An 18,088-nucleotide genomic window follows, 5' to 3' on the forward strand; every position below is an offset into this window, starting at 1 on the left:
TTGCGCTTTGTTTATGAGCGCAAGCAGCTGATTTGATTCATGGTGGCAAGCTGTGCGCCCGCAGCGCGCATGCCCTCCAGAAACGCCTGGTGCTGCGCCTCAAAGCCGGCCACGGGGCTCATGCCGTCGGTCAACAGCACGATGCGGCTCGCCTGCCAGCCCGGCATCAGACCGGGCAGGTGCTGCGCGATGTGCTCAGTGGTCGAGCGCACGCAGTGGCTGCTGGCCTCGCCCGCAATCAGCAGCACATCGGCCTGGCCCAGCTGCCGCAGCAGGGCGGTGTTCAGCGCGGTGCTCTCGTCCGCAGCATCGGGCACCTCGGCCTCAATGGCGCTGTAGTGCTCGGTCCAGGGGTTGGTGCCTTTGAACACGTTGTGCACGGCGCGCTGGCGCTCTAGTTGCCAGTCGCCGCAGGCGGCCAGCACATCGGTATGCACGCCGTGGCCCCAGCTGCCTACCTCGCAGTGCACGGGCCACACCATCAGGGTGTAGCGGCCTTGCGCCTCCAGCGCGTCCAGGTACTGCAGGGTGCGGGGCAGCGCGGCGGGGCTGCGCGGTGTGAAGTCGCCCGCCCGCACCTGGGCGGCGGTGATGGGGGTGAAGGGCTCCACATCAGCCCCTGCGCCGGTCTGCCAGAAGCCGGGGTGGGCGATGTCAAAGTGCTGGTGCGAATCGAGCGTGACGGTAATGGCGTCGAGCTGGCTGCCTTGCTGGCGAATGAACCGGGCCAGCCGCTGCATGTCGGCATGGGCGCCCGGCACGGGCAGGGCGGGGGCGGTGCGCTGGCCGGTGAGCGCATCCACGGGCTGCCATGCGGCAGGCAGGTCGCAAAAGTCGTTTTGTGGGTCAATCACCAGCAGCTGGATGTTGCGGGGCATGGTCTTCTCCTGGGTTGGTAGGTACAGTGTAGTCTTGTTAGTACAAAAAATAAACTAAGTAAGTTGAAAGCACTTGTTTCTCTGGGTTTGAGGGGGACTTCTATCTCAGAAACGCTTTGCGTCATCCCGTGTTGGTTTGTTCATGCTTGTGACAAACTCAGCGCATGACCGAATCCACCATGCCCGCTGTGATCTGTACCGTCGATGTGGTGCTGCTGACCCTGCAGCAAGGGGCGTTGCAAGTGGCCCTGCTGCGCCGCGAGCGCGCGCCGTTTGCGGGGGCGTTGGCTCTGCCGGGGGGCTACATCCATGCGCAAGAGGATGCCGATGCCCAGGCTAGCGCGGCCCGGGTGCTGCGCGACAAGGCGGGGCTGCAGAGCCCGTACTTGGAGCAACTGGCCACCTTCTCTGGCCCGGTGCGCGACCCTCGGGGCTGGTCGTTGGCCGTGGCGTATTGCTCCTTGGTGCCGCCTGAGGTGTTGGCAAGCACGCCGTTCACCTTGGTCCCGGTGGCCGAGCTGCCTGCGCTGCCGTTTGACCACCGCGCCATGGTCGATGCCGCTGTGGCCCGCGTGCGCAGCAAAAGCCAGTATTCGTCCATGCCCGTGCACCTGTGTGCCGAGCCGTTCACGCTGCCGCAGTTGCAGGCGGTGTATGAGGCGGTGCTGGGCGAGCCCGCCAACAAGGTGAGTTTTCGCCGCAAGATGGAAGAATTGGCCATGCTGGAGCCCGTGCCGGGTGCGCTGCAAACCGGGGCTGCGCACCGGCCCGCGCAGTTGTACCGTATCAAGCCAGGGTTTCGGGGCAGTTTGTCGACCAGTAGCCGTGGTTTGTAAGCAGTTGTTGCAGCTTGGCGGAATTTTGTTGGACGGGTGAGGTTGAATCTGGCACAACCGCAACCTCGGTGGCCTGACACACAGGGCGGGTAAGGTCACTGCACCCAACGCGCGGGGCTGCTGCTGAGCGGCGCGCACTATTTTTCTCATGATGCATGTGTCGGCACCCCTGCCGAGACGCGGGAGTGTGGATGTCGATACGACTCAAATTCAATCTGGTGCTGGCGGTGGTGCTGCTGCTGGCGGCGGCGGGCGCAGGCTTTTATGTGCATGGTTTTTTGCAAAAGGCCGCGATTGATGAGGTGCGCCACAACTCGCAGCTGATGATGCACTCGGCCATGGCGATCCGCGACTACACGACCGAGCTGGTCAAGCCGCACCTGGACGAGAAGCTGGAAGAGAAATTCCTGCCCCAGACGGTGCCTGCCTATGCGGCCACCGAGACCCTCAAGCGCCTGCAAAACCGCTTCCCTGGCTACGAGTACAAAGAGGCCGTGCTCAACCCCACCAACGCGCGTGACCGCGCCAACGAGTGGGAAGAGCGCGTGATCCAGGACTTTCGCGATGGCAAGGTGGATCTGAAGCAGGAAGTCAGCGGCGAGGTGGGCGAGGGCATGCACCGCGCGCTGTATGTGGCCCGCCCCATCACCATCAAGCAGCCGCAGTGCATGGCCTGCCACAGCACCCCGGCTGTGGCTCCGCCCACCATGCTCAAGATCTATGGCGAGAAGAACGGCTTTGGTTGGGCCATGAACGAGACGGTGGGCGTGCAGGTGGTGAAGGTGCCCATGTTCTATCCGCTGGAGAAGGCGCGGCAAACGTTCTACACCGTGATGGGGGCCTTGTTCGGCAGCTTTGTGCTGTTGTTCGTGGGGCTCAACCTGTCGCTGTCGTCGCTGGTGATCGAGCCCATGGCGCGGCTTAACCTCAAGCTCGAAGACTTGGCCACCAAGGACTTCCTGACCGACTTGGTCAACCGCCGCCGTTTCTTTGAGCGGCTGGAGACCGAGATGGCGGCCATTCGCGTCAAGAACAGCAGCCTGTCGGTGGTGATGTTCGACATCGACTTCTTTAAGCGCATCAACGACACCTTCGGGCACGACTCGGGCGACGTGGTGCTCAAGAGCACGGCGCTGCGCGTGCGCGAGCTGCTGCGCTCGTCCGATTGCGCGGCCCGCTTTGGCGGCGAAGAATTCATCATCTTGCTCAAGGAAACCCCGCTGGACGCCGCCATGGCCATCGCCGAAGCGGTGCGCGCACGCATCGCAGGCACGCCGTTTGACGCCGTGGGCCATGTCAGCGCCAGCTTTGGCGTGGCCACCTGGGACCACAAGGAAGACAGCCACGCCCTCATCAAGCGTGCGGACGAGGCGCTGTATGTGGCCAAGTCGCAGGGCCGTAACTGCGTGGTGCAGGCGAAGGAGCCTGGCGCGGCCGCGTGATGGGCGCAGCGGCTGGGGCGGTCACGCCGCAGCCGAAGAGGCCAGGTTCGCCTTGGCCGCCGCGTACTCGCTGACATAGTCCCCAGCCAGCGTGGTTTTTTGCGCATCGGTCAGCAGCTTGCCAGCCATCTGAAAGAAGCGCTGCTCTTCTTCGTGCAGGTGGTGCGTCACCTTGTCTGCCAGCTTGCGCGCCAGGGGCAGCCAGCCGGGGCTGGAGGCATCGGTGGCTTGCAGCGCCTCGACCAGTTCATCGATCGCGTGGTGCTCGGCAATCGCGTGGCGCGAGAGGTCCACGCCTGGGTCGAGTTGCATGAGCGGAATGTAGAAGTGCCGTTCTTCGGCCAGCGCATGCACGGCCAATTCGTCTTTCAGCGTGGCAAAGAGGCTGTGGCGGTCGGGGGTGTCTCCGCTGGTTTGCAGCATCTTGGCTGCCAACGTGCGCTGCAGTTCATGGCTTTGGCGCAAGGCTTCAAAAATGGTCATTGCGCGCCCTCACTTCAGCGCACTGCGCACAGCGCTGGCGCCCTTGATGGCGAGCACCACAAACACCACCGCGAGCACCAGGAACAGCACAAACAGGATTTTGGCAATGCCTGCGGCTCCGGCCGCTACGCCCGTGAAGCCCAGTGCTGCCGCCACCAGGGAAATCAGGGCAAAGATGATCGCGTACTTGAGCATGGGAACGTCCTCCGTGGGGGGTGTGGGAATAGGGCTGGCCGTGGGCTGCCCGGTGCCTCAACGATAGATGCAGGTCGGCGGTGGCGCTGTCAGCATGCTGAGCTGTGGTGTGTAGGAGGTGTGCTCAAGGGCGCATGTGCAAGGTGCCAGTGGGGCGAATGCCCCGCCTTCGGGGCCAGGCATGAAAAAGGGCCCCGAAGGGCCCTGGAGGGAGGTGCAATTTTTACAGCCCGGCTGCCGCCCGCAGGGCAGCAGCTTTATCGGTCTTTTGGCCTGCGCTCACATCGCTGCGCGATATGAGCTTCGTCCATGTACGGAAAGCCGCGCGATGCGCAGAGGGCTTACAGCCCCGCAGCAGCACGCAGTGCCGCTGCCTTGTCCGTACGTTGGCTACGGCACGGGCCTTGCGGCCCTTCACATCGGCGTTGCCGATATGAGCCTGCGCCGAAAGCCAGCCAAGCTCGCTTCGCTCGGGCCCTTTACAGGCCCGCAGCAGCGCGCAGCGCCGCTGCCTTGTCTGTCTTTTCCCAAGTGAACTCGGGTTCTTCGCGGCCGAAGTGGCCGTAGGCGGCGGTCTTGCTGTAGATGGGGCGCAGCAGGTCCAGCATCTGGATGATGCCCTTGGGGCGCAGGTCAAAGTGCGCTTCCACCAGCTTGGCGATTTCCGAGTCAGGGATCACGCCGGTGCCTTCGGTGTACACGGTGATGTTCATCGGGCGGGCCACGCCAATCGCGTAGGCCACCTGGATCTGGCACTGGCGCGCCAGGCCTGCTGCCACGATGTTCTTGGCCACGTAGCGGGCCGCGTAGGCGGCAGAGCGGTCCACCTTGCTAGGGTCCTTGCCGCTGAACGCGCCGCCGCCGTGGGGGCAGGCACCGCCGTAGGTGTCCACGATGATCTTGCGGCCCGTGAGGCCACAGTCGCCTTGCGGGCCGCCGATGACGAAGCGGCCGGTGGGGTTGATCAGGTACTTGGTGTCCTGCAGCCATTCCTTGGGCAGCACGGGCTTGATGATTTCTTCGATGCAGGCCTCGTAGAAGCTGGCCTTCATCTTGGTGGCGGTCTCCGACTGGTCGGGGCTGTGCTGGGTGGAGAGCACCACGGTGTCGATGCTGTGGGGCTTGCCGTCCACGTAGCGCATCGTGATCTGGCTCTTGGCGTCGGGGCGCAGGAAGGGCAGGCGGCCGTCCTTGCGCAGCTGGGCCTGGCGTTCGACCACGCGGTGGGCGTAGTAGATGGGGGCGGGCATCAGCTCCGGCGTTTCGTCGCAGGCGTAGCCAAACATCAGGCCCTGGTCGCCCGCGCCAATGTTCAGGTGGTCGTCAGACGCATGGTCCACGCCCTGGGCGATGTCGTTGGATTGCTTGTCGTAGGCCACCAGTACGGCGCAGCCCTTGTAGTCGATGCCGTACTCGGTGTTGTCGTAGCCAATGCGCTTGATGGTGTCGCGTGCGACCTGGATGTAGTCGACGTGGGCGTTGGTGGTGATCTCGCCAGCCAGCACGACGAGGCCGGTGTTGGTCAGCGTTTCTGCGGCCACACGGCTCTTGGGGTCTTGTTCGAAGATTGCGTCCAGGATCGCGTCAGAGATCTGGTCTGCCACCTTGTCGGGGTGGCCTTCAGAGACGGATTCCGAGGTAAAAAGAAAGTCGTTCGCCATTTGAATAAACTCCTGTGTTCCGGCATTTTGGGCGTCGCCCGCAGCCTAGGGAGCTTTGGCGAACGCTTTAGCAGATTTTTTTAACGTCGCCCTGCAAGTTGCTCATTTAACTCAGCGACCCACATATTTTAATGCCAGTCGTCTTCCGTTTCTTTTCCGCGTTCCCGCTGTGGTTGCTCCACGGCATTGGGTGCGTTTTGGGCTGGGTGGCTTTTGCTGCCTCTGGGGTGTATCGCAAGCGCTTTTTGGCCAATGCCGCGCGGGCGGGGTATTCGTTTGCGCAGGTGCGCGCCGCCGTGGGCCACGCCGGGCGCATGGTGGCCGAGCTGCCCCGGCTGTGGCTGGGCGCGCCCGTGCCCGTGCGCATTGAGGGCGAGCCCTGTGTGGAGCAGGCGTGGGCCGCCGGGCGTGGCGTGATTTTTCTCACCCCCCACCTGGGGTGTTTTGAAATGTCGGCCCAAGCCATTGCCAACCGCTGGAGCGCGCAGCAGGGCCCCATCACCGTGCTGTACCGCCCTGCGCGCCAGGCCTGGCTGGCCAAGGTGCAGGAGACCGCCCGCAACCGCCCTGGCATGCAGGCCGTGCCCACCACGCTGTCGGGGGTGCGGCAGATGATCAAGGCCTTGCGCCGTGGCGAGGCTGTGGGCCTGCTGCCCGACCAGGTGCCGCCCGAGGGGCTGGGCGTGTGGTCGCCCGTGTTTGGCAAAGAGGCCTACACCATGACCTTGGCCGCCCGCCTGGCACTGCAGACCGGGGCCACCGTGCTGCTGGTGCGCTGCGAGCGCGAGAGCGCCGGGCGTGGCTTTGTGATGTATGCCGAGCCTTTGCCGCAGGCGCTCGACAGTGACCTCAACACCGCCGTAGGGCAGATCAACAGCGCCATGGAACATGTGATTCGGCAGTGCCCCGGCCAGTACCTGTGGGGCTATGGCCGCTACAAGCAACCCCGTGCCGATGCGCCGCAGCCCGAGGTGTCCGCATGATGAGTCGGCTGGGGGTGTGGTTCATGGGGGTGCTGGCGCACCTGCCGCTGCCGCTGCTGCGCGGCATGGGCGCGCTGCTGGGGCGGGTGCTGTTTGTGCTGGCGGCGCCCCGGCGCAAGATCACCCTGCGCAACCTAGAGCTGTGCTTTCCTGACGCGTCTGAAGCCCAGCGCAAGCAGTGGGCGCGTGAGAGCTTCATCGTGTTTTGCCAGACCTGGCTGGACCGCAGCTGGCTGTGGTCGGCCCCGCAGTCGGTGGTGGAGCGGCGCGTCAAGCTCAAAGGTGCTGTGCACGAGCTGGAAGGGGACGTGCCCACCATCATCTTCGCCCCCCATTTTTACGGCATGGACGCGGGCGGTTTGGTGCTGCCGCTGCGCACGCGGCGCGCATTCACCTCGATCTTCTCGACCCACCCAGACCCTGCCATTGACGCCTGGTTCATGCAGGGGCGCCAGCGCTTTGGCGATGTGCGCATGCTCAACCGGGCCGATGGGGTCAAACCCATCATTGCCAACCTGCGCAAGGGCGGCCTGCTGTACCTGTTGCCCGACATGGACTTTGGCGCGGGCGAGTCGATCTTTGTGCCCTTTTACGGTGTGCAGACGGCCACCGTGCCGTCGCTCTCGCGCTTTGCGCGCCTGGGCCGTGCCAAGGTGATCGGCATGTACACGCGCCTGACCCCCGAGGGCTATGTGGCCGAGCTGACCCCCGCCTGGGAGCACTACCCCACCGACGATGTAGAAGCCGACACTGCCCGCATGAACCGCGAGCTGGAGCGCTACATCAACACCATGCCCGGCCAGTACTACTGGGTGCACAAGCGCTTCAAGACGCGGCCTGAAGCGCAGGCGTCGGTGTACGAGTGAGGAGGCGCCACGCTGTAGCTGCCGTCGCAGTCGTTGGTTACTGAGCGTGGCGGTAGATGCAAAAATAGCTACCAGTTCAGCTGCAAGAAGTGCCCCAGCTCTTGGGCGATGCGCTCGGGGTGCTCATGCACCACCCAGTGCGATGCCTGCTCGATCTGGCGCAGGTGCAGCCGGTGCACCCAGTCGGGCAGGCCGTGCAGCAGGCCAGGCAGCAAGGCGGGGTCGTCCATGGCCCACAGCACCAGCGTGGGCACGTCCACGCGCAGCATCGACTCGGGCAGTTCCACGTCCAGCGCGGCGCGGTCGCCCTCGCGCGGCGGGCGCAGGGGGCTGGCGCGGTAGTAGTTGCAGGCGCCTGTCAGGCCCTGGCGCCACAGGGCGCGGTACTGCTCGCGCACGGGGGCGGTCAGCCAGGCGGGCGCCTTGCCCTCGGGCGTGTCGAAAAAGGCGAAGAGGCGCTCAAAGTCGTTTTCTGCCAGCAGTGCTTGTGCGTCGGGCCTGCACAAAAAGTGCATGTACTGGCTGGCGGCCTGTTGGGCTGGGTTGCTTTGCAGTTCGCGCAAAAAGGCCCCGGGGTGGGGTGAGTTGATGATGGCCAGGCGCTTGAGCCATTGGGGCTGCTGGTTCGCCAGGTTCCAGGCCACGGCGCCGCCCCAGTCGTGGGCCACCAAGCACTCCACCGTGCCGGTGGGACAGGTGGTGGAGATCAGCGCGATCAGGTCTTGCACCAGGTGCTTGGCACGATAGGCCTCCGTGGCCTGCGGGCTGCTGGATTCGCCAAAGCCCCGCAAATAGGGGGCGATGCAGTGGTAGCCGCCGTTCTCGGGCCGGGCAAAGTGCAGCAGCAACTCGTCCCAGATGAACGCCCCCTCGGGGAAACCATGCAAAAACACCAGCACCGGCCTGCCGGGCATGCCGCTTTCGCGGCACTGCAATGAAACGCCGTGGGGCAGGAGGGCGGTGCGGGTTTGGATCATGGCGAGTTGCTATGGTTTTAATAGCTTCTCGCGCTTTCTTATAAAGCGCTGGAGGCTATTTTTGCTGTGATTCCTCGTCGTCGCTGTCGGGGGCGGTGGATGCAGCATCCGGGGCGCCATCGGCGGCGGCGGCTGGCGTGCCTTCTGCGCGCACCGGGTGCGCCCATTGCCACAGCAGCCGCGCCACATCGTCCACGCCTTGCTTCTTGAGGGCCGAGAACATCTTCACCTCGCCGCCGCCCGCTTGCAGTCGCGTAATGGACAGCACCTTGGCCTGCTCAGAGCGGGTGAGCTTGTCGGCCTTGGTCAGCACGATGAGGAACTTCAGGCCCTCTTCCACGCGAGGGCGCACCGCTTCGAGCAGGGCTTCGTCCAGCTCGGTCAGGCCCAGGCGGGGGTCGCACAGCAGCACGATGCCGGTCAGGCCAGGGCGGCTGACGAGGTAATTGACCATCACCTGCTGCCAGCGCACCTTGTCCGAGCGCGACACAGCGGCATAGCCGTAGCCGGGCAGGTCGGCCAGCACGGCGTCCATCACGCCCTGCTTGCCCAGCGAGAACAGGTTGATGTGCTGGGTGCGCCCAGGCTTTTTGGAGGCAAAGGCCAGCTGCTTTTGCTGGGTGAGGGTGTTGATGCACGTGGACTTGCCTGCGTTGGAGCGGCCCACGAAGGCGATTTCGGGCACGTCGATGGGCGGCAGGTGGTGCAACTGGGCCGCGGTGGTCAGAAAACGTGCGGTGTGCATCCAGCCCATGGCCGTTTTAGCGTCTGGCACAAGCACAGGGGCGCCGTCAACTGGCGTGGAAGGTGGGGTAGTCATGGAAAGTTGGGATGCTCAGGAGCCTCATTGTAGAATCGTGACGCTTTTGCGCACACAAACAACACACCCTCGATATGAAGTTGCTCGCCTCTTTGCTGACGGCTGCCGTACTCGCAGCACCTGTTTTCACGGCCTTTGCAGCGGGTGATGCACCCAAAGCGGCCAAGCCGGATCTCGTCAAGGGCGAGGCCAGCTTCACTGCGGTGTGCGCGGCATGCCACGGTGCTGACGGTAACTCGGCCATTGCTGCCAACCCCAAGTTGTCGCAGCAGCACCCTGAGTACCTGGTCAAGCAACTGCAGGAATTCAAGTCCGGCAAGCGCAACAACGCGGTCATGAAGGGCTTTGCCGCCATGCTGTCGGACGAGGACATGAAGAACGTTGCCTACTGGGTGGCCTCCAAGCCCGCCAAGGCCGGTTTCGCCAAGGACAAAGACTTGGTGGCACTGGGTGAGCGCATCTACCGCGGTGGCATTGCAGACCGCAACATCGCAGCCTGCGCAGGCTGCCACAGCCCCAACGGTGCTGGCATTCCTGCCCAGTACCCCCGCCTGTCGGGCCAGCACGCTGACTACACCGTGGCCCAGCTGAACACCTTCCGTGACGGCACCCGCGCCAACAGCACCCAGATGACCCAGGTGGCAGCCAAGCTCAACGACAAGGAAATCAAGGCTGTGGCAGATTACATCGCTGGCCTGCGCTGATTGATCTTGGTCAACAAACCGTGGCCTGTTTGACCAAGCAGCACGGAACCTACCGCCAATAACAACCCCAAAAAGGGCGGGTCCATCACACTGATGGCCCCGCCCTTTTTCTTTCGCCTCACCCCCCGCTTCTCGCTCCTTTATCTCCATGTCTGAAACCACCCAAGGCGTTCGCGTCCAGTCTGGCTCACGGGCCCTGCGCGCAGGGGTTGAGCTGCTGTCTTCCATGCGGTTTGCCATTGCGCTGTTGACGGTGATCTGCATTGCCTCGGTCATTGGCACCGTGCTCAAGCAGCACGAGCCTGCGGTGAACTACGTCAACCAGTTCGGGCCGTTCTGGGCCGAGTTGTTTGGCGCCGTGCAGCTCAATGCGGTGTACAGCGCGTGGTGGTTTTTGCTGATCCTGGCCTTTTTGGTGGTCAGCACCTCGCTGTGCATCGCCCGAAACACCCCCAAGTTTTTGAGCGACATCAAAGCCTATAAAGAAAATATCCGCGAGCAGAGCCTGCGCGCCTTCCACCACAAGGCCGAAAGCCCCCTCGCGCAGACCGCCGAAGCCGAAGCGCGGCGCATTGGCGGCATGTTGGCCAGCGGCGGCTGGAAGGTGCGCCTGCAGCAGCGCGACACCGCTGCCGGCCCAGGCACGGGCTGGATGGTGGCGGCCAAGGCGGGGGCAGCCAACAAGATTGGCTACATCGCGGCGCACAGCGCCATCGTGCTGGTGTGTGTGGGCGGCTTGCTCGACGGCGACCTGATCGTGCGCGCCCAGATGCTGCTGGGCGGCAAGACGCCATACGCAGGCGGTGGCTTGATTGCCGAGGTGAAGCCAGAACACCGCTTGTCTGAGCGCAACCCCACCTTCCGGGGCAACTTGCTGGTGGCCGAGGGCACGCAATCGAGCACCGCCATCCTGAACCAGTCGGACGGCGTGCTGCTGCAAGAGCTGCCTTTTGCGGTGGAGCTCAAGAAGTTCATCGTCGAGCATTACTCCACCGGCATGCCCAAGCTGTTTGCCAGCGAAATCATCATCCACGACAAGGCCACGGGCGAGAAGATTCCGGCCCGGGTGGAGGTGAACCACCCCGCCAGCTACAAAGGCATCGAGATCTACCAGTCGAGCTTTGACGACGGCGGCTCGCGCCTGAAGCTGCGCGCCGTGCCCATGGTGGCGGGCGCCAAGGCGTTTGATGTGGAGGGCGTTGTGGGCAGCTCCACCCAGCTCACCAACAACGGCGGTGCCGCGGGCAGCGACACCCTGACGCTGGAGTTCACGGCGCTGCGCACCATCAACGTCGAGAACTTTGCCGGTGGGGCCGAGAACCTCTCGGGCGCCGATGTGCGCAAGGTGGATTTGCGCGAATCGGTCGAATCGCGCCTGGGCGCGGCCAACAAGACCGTGACCAAGAAAGAGCTGCGCAATGTAGGCCCCAGCGTGAGCTACAAGCTGCGCGATGCGGCCGGACAGGCCCGGGAGTTCCACAACTACATGCTGCCCGTGGACACGGGCGATGGCACGCCGGTCTTCTTGCTGGGCGTGCGTGAGACCCCCTCCGAGCCCTTCCGCTACCTGCGCGTGCCCGCAGACGACCAAGGCAGCATGGACGGCTTTGTGCGCATGCGGGCGGCGCTGGCCGACCCGGCTGCGCGTGAAAAAGCCGTGCGCCGCTACGTGGCCCAGGCCATCGAGCCCTCGCGGCCCGAGCTGGCTGAGCAGCTCTCGCAATCCGCATCGCGCGCCCTGGCCGTGTTTGCCGGTGCACTGCCAGCGGCTGAGGGTAAGCCTGCGGGTGGGTTGCAGGCCATTTCCGACTTCATGGAAGCCAACGTCCCTGAGGCGGAGCGATCGCGTGCGGGCGAGGTGTTGATCCGCATCCTTAACGGCACCTTGTTTGAGCTAGCGCAACTGACCCGCGAGAACGCCGGGCTGAAACCGTTGCAACAAGACGACCGCACACGGGGCTTCATGACGCAGGCGGTGCTGTCGCTCAGCGACGCGGTGATGTACCCCGCGCCGATTGCGTTTGAACTCAAAGACTTCACCCAGGTGCAGGCCAGCGTGTTCCAGGTGGCGCGTGCCCCCGGCAAGAACATCGTCTATCTGGGCTGCGCCTTGCTGATCTTGGGCGTTTTTGCCATGCTCTACATCCGTGAACGCCGTGTCTGGGTGTGGTTATCCCCCCAAGGCGACGGCTCCCATGCTTTGATGGCGCTCTCCACCAACCGCAAAACGATGGACGGGGACAAGGAATTTGTCCAGCTCGCTCAAAAACTGATCGGGGCTCAGCCCCAACCGCAGACCCCAGCAGGCCACGCATGAACACCGCTACGACCACCACCATCACCCTGAACGAAGGCTTCTTCTCCCGCCGCAACTGGTTTGACTGGTTGTTTGCCGCGGTGGTGGCCATCGGCGGGCTCTATGCGTTTCAGCGCTATGGCGCTTTCATGGATGGGTATGAGAAGGGCATCCTCATCGGCGCCGTGCCTTGTGCCGTGTGGCTGGGCTGGTTCTGGCGGCCCCTGCGGGTGCTGATGCTGGCTGTGGCGGCCGTGGCGCTCATGGCGATTGGGTTGTACCAGCAGGATGGCGTGGGCAACCTGGCGCGGGCGGACACGGTGTTTGGGCTCAAATACTTCCTCTCCAGCCAGTCCGCCATCTTGTGGATGAGCATGCTGTTCTTCATGAGCACCGCGTTTTACTGGGTGGGCATGTTCTCGCGCGGCGAGGGCCGCACGATGGGCATGATCGGCTCGCGCATCGCTTGGGTGGCGGTGGCCATGGCCCTCATCGGCACGCTGGTGCGCTGGTACGAGAGCTACCTCATCGGCCCCGACATCGGCCACATCCCGGTCAGCAACCTCTACGAAGTGTTCGTGATGTTCTGCTGGATGACGGCGGCGTTTTACCTGTACTACGAAGAGCAGTACGAAACCCGTTCACTGGGCGCCTTCGTCATGCTGGTGGTGAGCGCGGCGGTGGGTTTTTTGCTCTGGTACACCGTGGTGCGTGAGGCGCATGAAATCCAACCCCTCGTGCCCGCCCTCAAAAGCTGGTGGATGAAGCTGCACGTGCCCGCCAACTTCATTGGCTACGGCACGTTTGCATTGGCCGCCATGGTGGCCTTTGCTTACCTGATCAAGCTGCAAGCTACTGAGACCCGCTGGTACAAGCTGGCGCCGCTGTGGCTGCTGGGCGTGGTGCTGTGCTTTGAACCCATCGTGTTCCGCCAGAACGCCACCGAAGGCGGTAGCAGCTACTGGATGGTGTATTTCGGCGTGTCTGCGCTGATCGTGGCGAGCATCTTGTTCGGCCGCAAACGCATTGCTGAGCGCCTGCCCACCTTTGAGGTGCTGGACGATGTCATGTACAAGTCCATCGCGGTGGGCTTTGCCTTCTTCACCATTGCCACCGTGCTGGGCGCCCTGTGGGCGGCCGAGGCCTGGGGGGGCTACTGGAGCTGGGACCCCAAGGAAACCTGGGCGCTGATCGTGTGGCTGAACTATGCGGCCTGGCTGCACATGCGCCTGATGAAGGGCCTGCGCGGCGCCATCTCTGCCTGGTGGGCGCTGGTGGGGCTGGTGGTCACCACCTTCGCCTTTCTGGGCGTGAACATGTTCCTGAGTGGGTTGCACAGCTACGGCACGTTGTGATGCTTCGGGATCGGTCGCTTTCGATCTGTCCCTCCCCCAACTTTTCGGGCTGAGCCCGTCGAAGCCTCGCATGGCGCTTCGATGGACTCAGCCCGAATGCATTTGACGACCCTTTGGCGCGATGCAGAGCGCGAACTGCAGGGCTTTCCCCTTCATCTGCAACTATTGCGTCCCCGGTGTAACCTGATTGGTCTGTTGTGCGAACTAACAGTCGCTGGTGTGCTCACATGCACACCAGCCCTCAGTGGTCATTTACCGGAGACTTTCCATGCGGACACCGCCTCGCAACACGGGTTTTCAGCACCCGTTTTCCAGCGAAATCACCCCCAAAGCCATCTATGAAGACCGGCGCCAGATGCTCAAGCTGATGGCAGGGGGTGCTGCCGGTGCCGCCATGGCTGCCTGGGCCAGTCGCGAGGCCATGGCCCAGCAGGTGCCGCGCCCCGGCAAGCTGGCGGCGTTGCCTGGCGCCAAGTCGGCCGTCGCTGGGGCTGTGTCGATGGAGAAGCTCACCGACTACAAGGACGCGAGCACCTACAACAACTTCTACGAGTTTGGCACCGACAAGGCCGACCCGGCGCGCAATGCACACACACTCAAAACCACGCCGTGGACGGTCGAGGTGGAGGGCTTGGTCAAGAAGCCCGGCAAGTACGGCATTGAAGACCTGATCAAGCTCAGCGCGCAGGAAGAGCGCATCTACCGCCTGCGCTGCGTGGAGGGCTGGTCCATGGTGATCCCCTGGGTGGGTTACTCGCTGGCCGAGCTGATCAAGCGTGTGGAGCCCATGGGCAATGCCAAATACGTCGAGTTTGTGACCCTGGCCGACAAGGCCACCATGCCGTTCGTGGGTTCGCGCGTGCTCGACTGGCCCTATGTGGAAGGCCTGCGCATGGACGAAGCCATGCACCCGCTGACCCTGCTGGCGTTTGGCATGTATGGCGAGGTGCTGCCCAACCAGAACGGTGCCCCTGTGCGCCTGGTGGTGCCGTGGAAGTACGGCTTCAAGAGCGCCAAGAGCATCGTCAAGATCCGCTTTGTCGAGAAAGAACCCGGCACCGCCTGGAACAAGGCCGCGCAGCAGGAGTACGGCTTTTATTCCAACGTGAACCCGAATGTGGACCACCCCCGCTGGAGCCAGGCCACCGAGCGCCGCATTGGCGAAGACGGCCTGTTTGCCAAGAAACGCAAGACGCTGATGTTCAACGGCTACGAGGCCCAGGTGGGCCAGCTGTATGCCGGCATGGACCTCAAGAAGTTCTACTGACGTGCGGGCTGAGACGAGTCCGCAGCGCCCCTCCGGCACGCCGGGCGACTGGCGCAAGGCGCTGCTGCACCCTGCGGCCAAGCCTCTGTTGTTTTGCGCAGCGCTGCTGCCTGCGGTGTGGCTTATCGTGGCCGCAGCCACCAACCAGCTGGGCGCCAACCCGGCCGAAGCGCTGATCCGCTCTACCGGCGACTGGGCCCTGCGGGCGCTGTGCCTGGTGCTGGCGCTGACCCCCCTGCGCGTGTCGTTTGCCGTGCCCGCGCTGGCGCGGTGGCGGCGCATGCTGGGCCTGTTTGCGTTCTTCTACGCTTTTTTGCATGTGCTCAGCTACAGCTGGCTGGACATGGGGCTGGACGTGCCCGACATCCTGGCCGACATCGCCAAGCGGCCTTTCATCTTGGTGGGCACGCTGGCCTTTGCGGTGCTACTGGTGCTGGCGGCCACCTCGTTCCAGCGGGCCATTCGGTCGCTGGGGGGCAAGCGCTGGCAGGCGCTGCACCGCTCGGTGTACGCCGCCGCATTGCTGGCGGTGCTGCATTTCTTCTGGATGCGCGCTGGCAAAAATAACTTTGCCGAAGTGGCGGTGTACGCCGCCATCATTGCGGCGCTGTTGGGCTGGCGGCTGTGGCGCAGGCTGAAGGGGTGACTCTGGTGGTGTCCCGTTACCCACTCCGTTGGTTTTGCTATATTTTTGGTAGCTACTTGCGCTTATTGATAGTGCGCTAGAGGCCAATTTCTCCTCAAATTTCAGGGGCTGACGTCACCCCTCCCTTGCGGCGGGCGCGCTGAGATAGGCGGCCACACGAACTTCGTGGTCCACGAAGTTCGTGTAAACTAGCATCCATGAAAAACGTCACCATCACGATGGACGACACCGTGGCCGAGTGGGTTCGTGTCGAGGCGGCCAAGCGCGGCAGCAGCGTCTCGCGCCTGATGGGTGAATGGCTGGCCGAGAAGATGCGCCAGGAAGACGCTTACGCGCAGGCCATGCGCGAGGCCCTGGCATTTGAGTCGTGGGGCGCTTCCGCAGGCCCCTATGTGCCACGCGAAACCTTGTTTCAGCGATGAGCACCACCCCCATCTTTGTAGATACCGAAGTGCTGCTCGCCAGCGTGGACGAGCGCGACCCCGAGCGCCAAGCGCGTGCCCGTGGATGGCTCACTTTTTGCTGGCAAACCCGCAGCGGGCGCATCAGCTCGCAGGTGCTCAATGAGCTGTACAACCAAGCCATCCAGCGTTTTTCCGGCCCCCATGTGCTGCAGCAGGTGCGTGCCCAGGTGCGCCGCCTGCGCGTGTGGCTGCCGCCGCATCTGGACGCCTACACCGTGGATGGCGCTTGGGACCTGCAAGACCGCTACGGCCTGGGCTACTGGGATGCGCTCATCGTCTCATCTGCCCACCAGCAAGGCTGCCGCTACCTGCTGACCGAAGCCTTGCCGCACGACCAGATGCTGGACGCCGTGCGCGCCATCAACCCCTTTGTTTTGTCGCCCAACGAACTGGATACTGCCGAATGACCTCCGCTGCCACGCCCTTCGACACGCTCGCTAACGTACTAGCTAATGCCCTGAGCCGCATCCGTCCCGATGTGCGCGCCATGCACTCGTACGTGGTGCAGCCGTCCACCGGCATGCTCAAGATGGACGCGATGGAGAACCCCTTTGCCCTGCCCGAGGCGCTGCAGACGGCGTTAGGTCAACGCCTGGGCTCGCTGCCGCTCAACCGCTACCCCGGTGCACGGCAGAACGACCTGAAAGCCGCGCTGGCTGCCTACGCAGGGGCGCCAGCGGGATACGACGTGGTGCTGGGCAATGGCTCGGACGAACTCATCACCCTGTTGGCGCTGGCCTGCGCACAGCCCGGCACCGGCCACCGCGCCACCATGCTGGCCCCCATGCCGGGGTTTGTGATGTACCCCATGAGCGCACAGTTGCAGGGGCTCGACTTCGTGGGCGTGCCTCTCACACCAGACTTTGAACTGGACGAGCCCGCCATGCTAGCCGCCATTGCGCAGCACAAGCCCGCCATCACCTACATCGCCTACCCCAACAACCCCACCGCCACGCTGTGGGACGAGGGCGCGGTGCAGCGCATCATCGACGCCGTGGGCGCACAAGGCGGCATCGTGGCCATGGACGAGGCCTACCAGCCGTTTGCCAGCCGCACCTGGCTCACCCGCATGCAGGCCGAGCCTGCGCGCAACGCGCATGTGCTGCTCATGCGCACGCTCAGCAAGTTCGGCCTGGCCGGTGTACGCCTGGGCTACATGCTGGGACAGCCCGCACTGGTGGCCGAGATCGACAAAGTGCGTCCGCCCTACAACGTGAGCGTGCTCAACTGCGAAGCCGCCCTGTTTGCGCTGGAGCATGCCGATGTGTTTGCCGCCCAGGCGGCCGAGCTGCGCGCGCAGCGCACCGTACTTATCGATGCCCTGCGGGCCATGCCCGGCATCGAAAAGGTGTGGGACAGCGAGGCCAATATGGTGCTGGTGCGCGTGGCCGAAGCGGGCAAGACGTATGAGGGCATGAAAACCCGTAAGGTCCTCATCAAGAACGTTTCTACAATGCACCCATTGCTGCACAACTGTTTGCGTTTGACCGTGGGCAACGCCCAGGACAACGCCACCATGCTGGCAGCACTCCAAGCCTCCTTATGACCTCCTCCGCACTCGTCACTTCCACCGCCACCGATCCCGCAGCCGACCGCATTGCCGAAGTCAGCCGCAACACTGCCGAGACGCGCATCACTGTGCGCATCAACCTCGACGGCACGGGCCAGGGCAAGCTGCACACGGGCATTGGTTTCTTTGACCACATGCTCGAACAGATCGCCCGCCACGGCCTGATCGACCTGGACATCGACTGCGCAGGCGACCTGCACATCGACGGCCACCATACGGTGGAAGACGTAGGTATCACGCTGGGCCAAGCCTTTGCGCGGGCCGTGGGCGACAAGAAGGGCATTTCGCGCTATGGCCATGCCTACGTGCCGCTGGACGAGGCGCTCAGCCGCGTCGTGGTCGACTTTTCAGGCCGCCCTGGCCTTCACCTGCACATCCCCTTCACGGCGGGCAGCATTGGCGGCTTTGACACCCAGCTCACCTACGAATTCTTCCAAGGGTTTGTGAACCACGCGGGCGTGACGCTGCACATCGACAACCTCAAGGGCATCAACGCCCACCACCAGTGCGAGACGGTGTTCAAGGCCTTTGCCCGTGCGCTGCGCTCCGCGCTCACGCGCGACCCGCGTGCAGCAGGCACCATTCCGTCCACCAAGGGCAGTCTCTGATTTTTAAGCCAAAAAAAGGCCTCTAGCGCCCATCCAA

General features: G+C 63.9%; 19 protein-coding genes. 13 read left to right on the forward strand and 6 right to left on the reverse strand.

Features of this window, described 5'->3' with window-relative positions; all coding sequences use genetic code 11:
- Nucleotides 1-11: 11 nt before the first annotated feature.
- Complete coding sequence (locus C8C98_RS12010; protein WP_121454468.1) at nt 12-878, reverse strand: isochorismatase family protein; 867 nt, start codon at nt 876-878, stop codon at nt 12-14.
- Between the two features lie 164 nt (nt 879-1,042).
- Here C8C98_RS12010 and C8C98_RS12015 point away from each other — a divergent pair, with 164 nt between their 5' ends.
- Together C8C98_RS12015 and C8C98_RS12020 are read left to right on the forward strand one after the other, a co-directional pair.
- Nucleotides 1,043-1,714 carry an NUDIX hydrolase gene (locus tag C8C98_RS12015; RefSeq protein WP_121454469.1) on the forward strand — a complete coding sequence of 224 codons (672 nt, stop codon included), beginning with the start codon at nt 1,043-1,045 and terminating at the stop codon, nt 1,712-1,714.
- 191 nt (nt 1,715-1,905) lie between these two features.
- The gene (locus C8C98_RS12020) at nt 1,906-3,156 is read left to right on the forward strand and encodes a diguanylate cyclase (protein WP_121454470.1); all 1,251 of its coding nucleotides are present in this window, start codon (nt 1,906-1,908) and stop codon (nt 3,154-3,156) included.
- Between the two features lie 21 nt (nt 3,157-3,177).
- Here C8C98_RS12020 and C8C98_RS12025 read toward each other — a convergent pair whose 3' ends face one another.
- From C8C98_RS12025 to metK, 3 genes are all read right to left on the reverse strand, one after another.
- Nucleotides 3,178-3,639, reverse strand: coding sequence for a hemerythrin domain-containing protein (locus tag C8C98_RS12025; RefSeq protein WP_121454471.1), 462 nt, complete (start codon nt 3,637-3,639; stop codon nt 3,178-3,180).
- 9 nt (nt 3,640-3,648) lie between these two features.
- Nucleotides 3,649-3,834 (reverse strand): DUF1328 family protein, encoded by a 186-nt coding sequence (locus C8C98_RS12030; protein WP_121454472.1) that lies wholly within the window; start codon nt 3,832-3,834, stop codon nt 3,649-3,651.
- A gap of 479 nt (nt 3,835-4,313) precedes the next feature.
- On the reverse strand, nt 4,314-5,495 hold the full coding sequence (gene metK / locus C8C98_RS12035) for a methionine adenosyltransferase (protein ID WP_121454473.1): 1,182 nt from the start codon (nt 5,493-5,495) through the stop codon (nt 4,314-4,316).
- A gap of 131 nt (nt 5,496-5,626) precedes the next feature.
- On the opposite strand from metK, the gene C8C98_RS12040 reads away from it, so the two are divergent.
- Together C8C98_RS12040 and C8C98_RS12045 are read left to right on the forward strand one after the other, a co-directional pair.
- The gene (locus C8C98_RS12040; protein ID WP_121454474.1) at nt 5,627-6,478 is read left to right on the forward strand and encodes a lysophospholipid acyltransferase family protein; all 852 of its coding nucleotides are present in this window, start codon (nt 5,627-5,629) and stop codon (nt 6,476-6,478) included.
- Nucleotides 6,475-7,344: a lysophospholipid acyltransferase family protein gene (locus C8C98_RS12045; RefSeq protein ID WP_121454475.1), complete on the forward strand. Its 870-nt coding sequence runs from the start codon at nt 6,475-6,477 to the stop codon at nt 7,342-7,344. Before C8C98_RS12040 ends, C8C98_RS12045 begins: the two co-directional genes overlap by 4 nt.
- Before the next feature lie 68 nt (nt 7,345-7,412).
- Here the strand turns inward: C8C98_RS12045 and C8C98_RS12050 are convergent, their stop codons facing one another.
- Both C8C98_RS12050 and yihA read right to left on the reverse strand, forming a co-directional pair.
- On the reverse strand, nt 7,413-8,321 hold the full coding sequence (locus tag C8C98_RS12050) for an alpha/beta fold hydrolase (protein ID WP_121454476.1): 909 nt from the start codon (nt 8,319-8,321) through the stop codon (nt 7,413-7,415).
- Between the two features lie 55 nt (nt 8,322-8,376).
- Nucleotides 8,377-9,141 (reverse strand): ribosome biogenesis GTP-binding protein YihA/YsxC, encoded by a 765-nt coding sequence (yihA, locus tag C8C98_RS12055; protein ID WP_233574529.1) that lies wholly within the window; start codon nt 9,139-9,141, stop codon nt 8,377-8,379.
- 74 nt (nt 9,142-9,215) lie between these two features.
- Between yihA and C8C98_RS12060 the strand changes: the two genes are divergently transcribed.
- The 9 genes from C8C98_RS12060 to hisB all read left to right on the forward strand — a co-directional run bounded on the left by C8C98_RS12060 (nt 9,216) and on the right by hisB (nt 18,051).
- The gene (locus tag C8C98_RS12060) at nt 9,216-9,845 is read left to right on the forward strand and encodes a cytochrome c (RefSeq protein ID WP_121454478.1); all 630 of its coding nucleotides are present in this window, start codon (nt 9,216-9,218) and stop codon (nt 9,843-9,845) included.
- Nucleotides 9,846-9,993: 148 nt separating this feature from the next.
- Complete coding sequence (locus C8C98_RS12065) at nt 9,994-12,162, forward strand: cytochrome c biogenesis protein ResB (protein WP_121454479.1); 2,169 nt, start codon at nt 9,994-9,996, stop codon at nt 12,160-12,162.
- Nucleotides 12,159-13,496, forward strand: coding sequence for a c-type cytochrome biogenesis protein CcsB (gene ccsB, locus C8C98_RS12070; RefSeq protein ID WP_121454480.1), 1,338 nt, complete (start codon nt 12,159-12,161; stop codon nt 13,494-13,496). Before C8C98_RS12065 ends, ccsB begins: the two co-directional genes overlap by 4 nt.
- A gap of 268 nt (nt 13,497-13,764) precedes the next feature.
- Nucleotides 13,765-14,763: a protein-methionine-sulfoxide reductase catalytic subunit MsrP gene (gene msrP, locus C8C98_RS12075; protein ID WP_121454481.1), complete on the forward strand. Its 999-nt coding sequence runs from the start codon at nt 13,765-13,767 to the stop codon at nt 14,761-14,763.
- 1 nt (nt 14,764) lies between these two features.
- Nucleotides 14,765-15,409, forward strand: a complete 645-nt coding sequence (locus C8C98_RS12080) for a sulfite oxidase heme-binding subunit YedZ (protein WP_233574530.1) — start codon at nt 14,765-14,767, stop codon at nt 15,407-15,409.
- A 197-nt stretch (nt 15,410-15,606) separates the two neighbouring features.
- Nucleotides 15,607-15,831 carry a CopG family transcriptional regulator gene (locus C8C98_RS12085; protein WP_121454483.1) on the forward strand — a complete coding sequence of 75 codons (225 nt, stop codon included), beginning with the start codon at nt 15,607-15,609 and terminating at the stop codon, nt 15,829-15,831.
- Complete coding sequence (locus C8C98_RS12090) at nt 15,828-16,280, forward strand: PIN domain-containing protein (RefSeq protein WP_121454484.1); 453 nt, start codon at nt 15,828-15,830, stop codon at nt 16,278-16,280. Before C8C98_RS12085 ends, C8C98_RS12090 begins: the two co-directional genes overlap by 4 nt.
- Nucleotides 16,277-17,419: a histidinol-phosphate transaminase gene (gene hisC, locus C8C98_RS12095; protein WP_121454485.1), complete on the forward strand. Its 1,143-nt coding sequence runs from the start codon at nt 16,277-16,279 to the stop codon at nt 17,417-17,419. The genes C8C98_RS12090 and hisC overlap by 4 nt, the downstream gene beginning before the upstream one ends.
- Nucleotides 17,416-18,051, forward strand: a complete 636-nt coding sequence (gene hisB, locus C8C98_RS12100; RefSeq protein ID WP_121454486.1) for an imidazoleglycerol-phosphate dehydratase HisB — start codon at nt 17,416-17,418, stop codon at nt 18,049-18,051. Before hisC ends, hisB begins: the two co-directional genes overlap by 4 nt.
- The last annotated feature ends 37 nt before the right edge of the window (nt 18,052-18,088 follow it).

This window comes from Acidovorax sp. 106 (genome assembly GCF_003663825.1).
GTDB lineage: Bacteria > Pseudomonadota > Gammaproteobacteria > Burkholderiales > Burkholderiaceae_C > Acidovorax.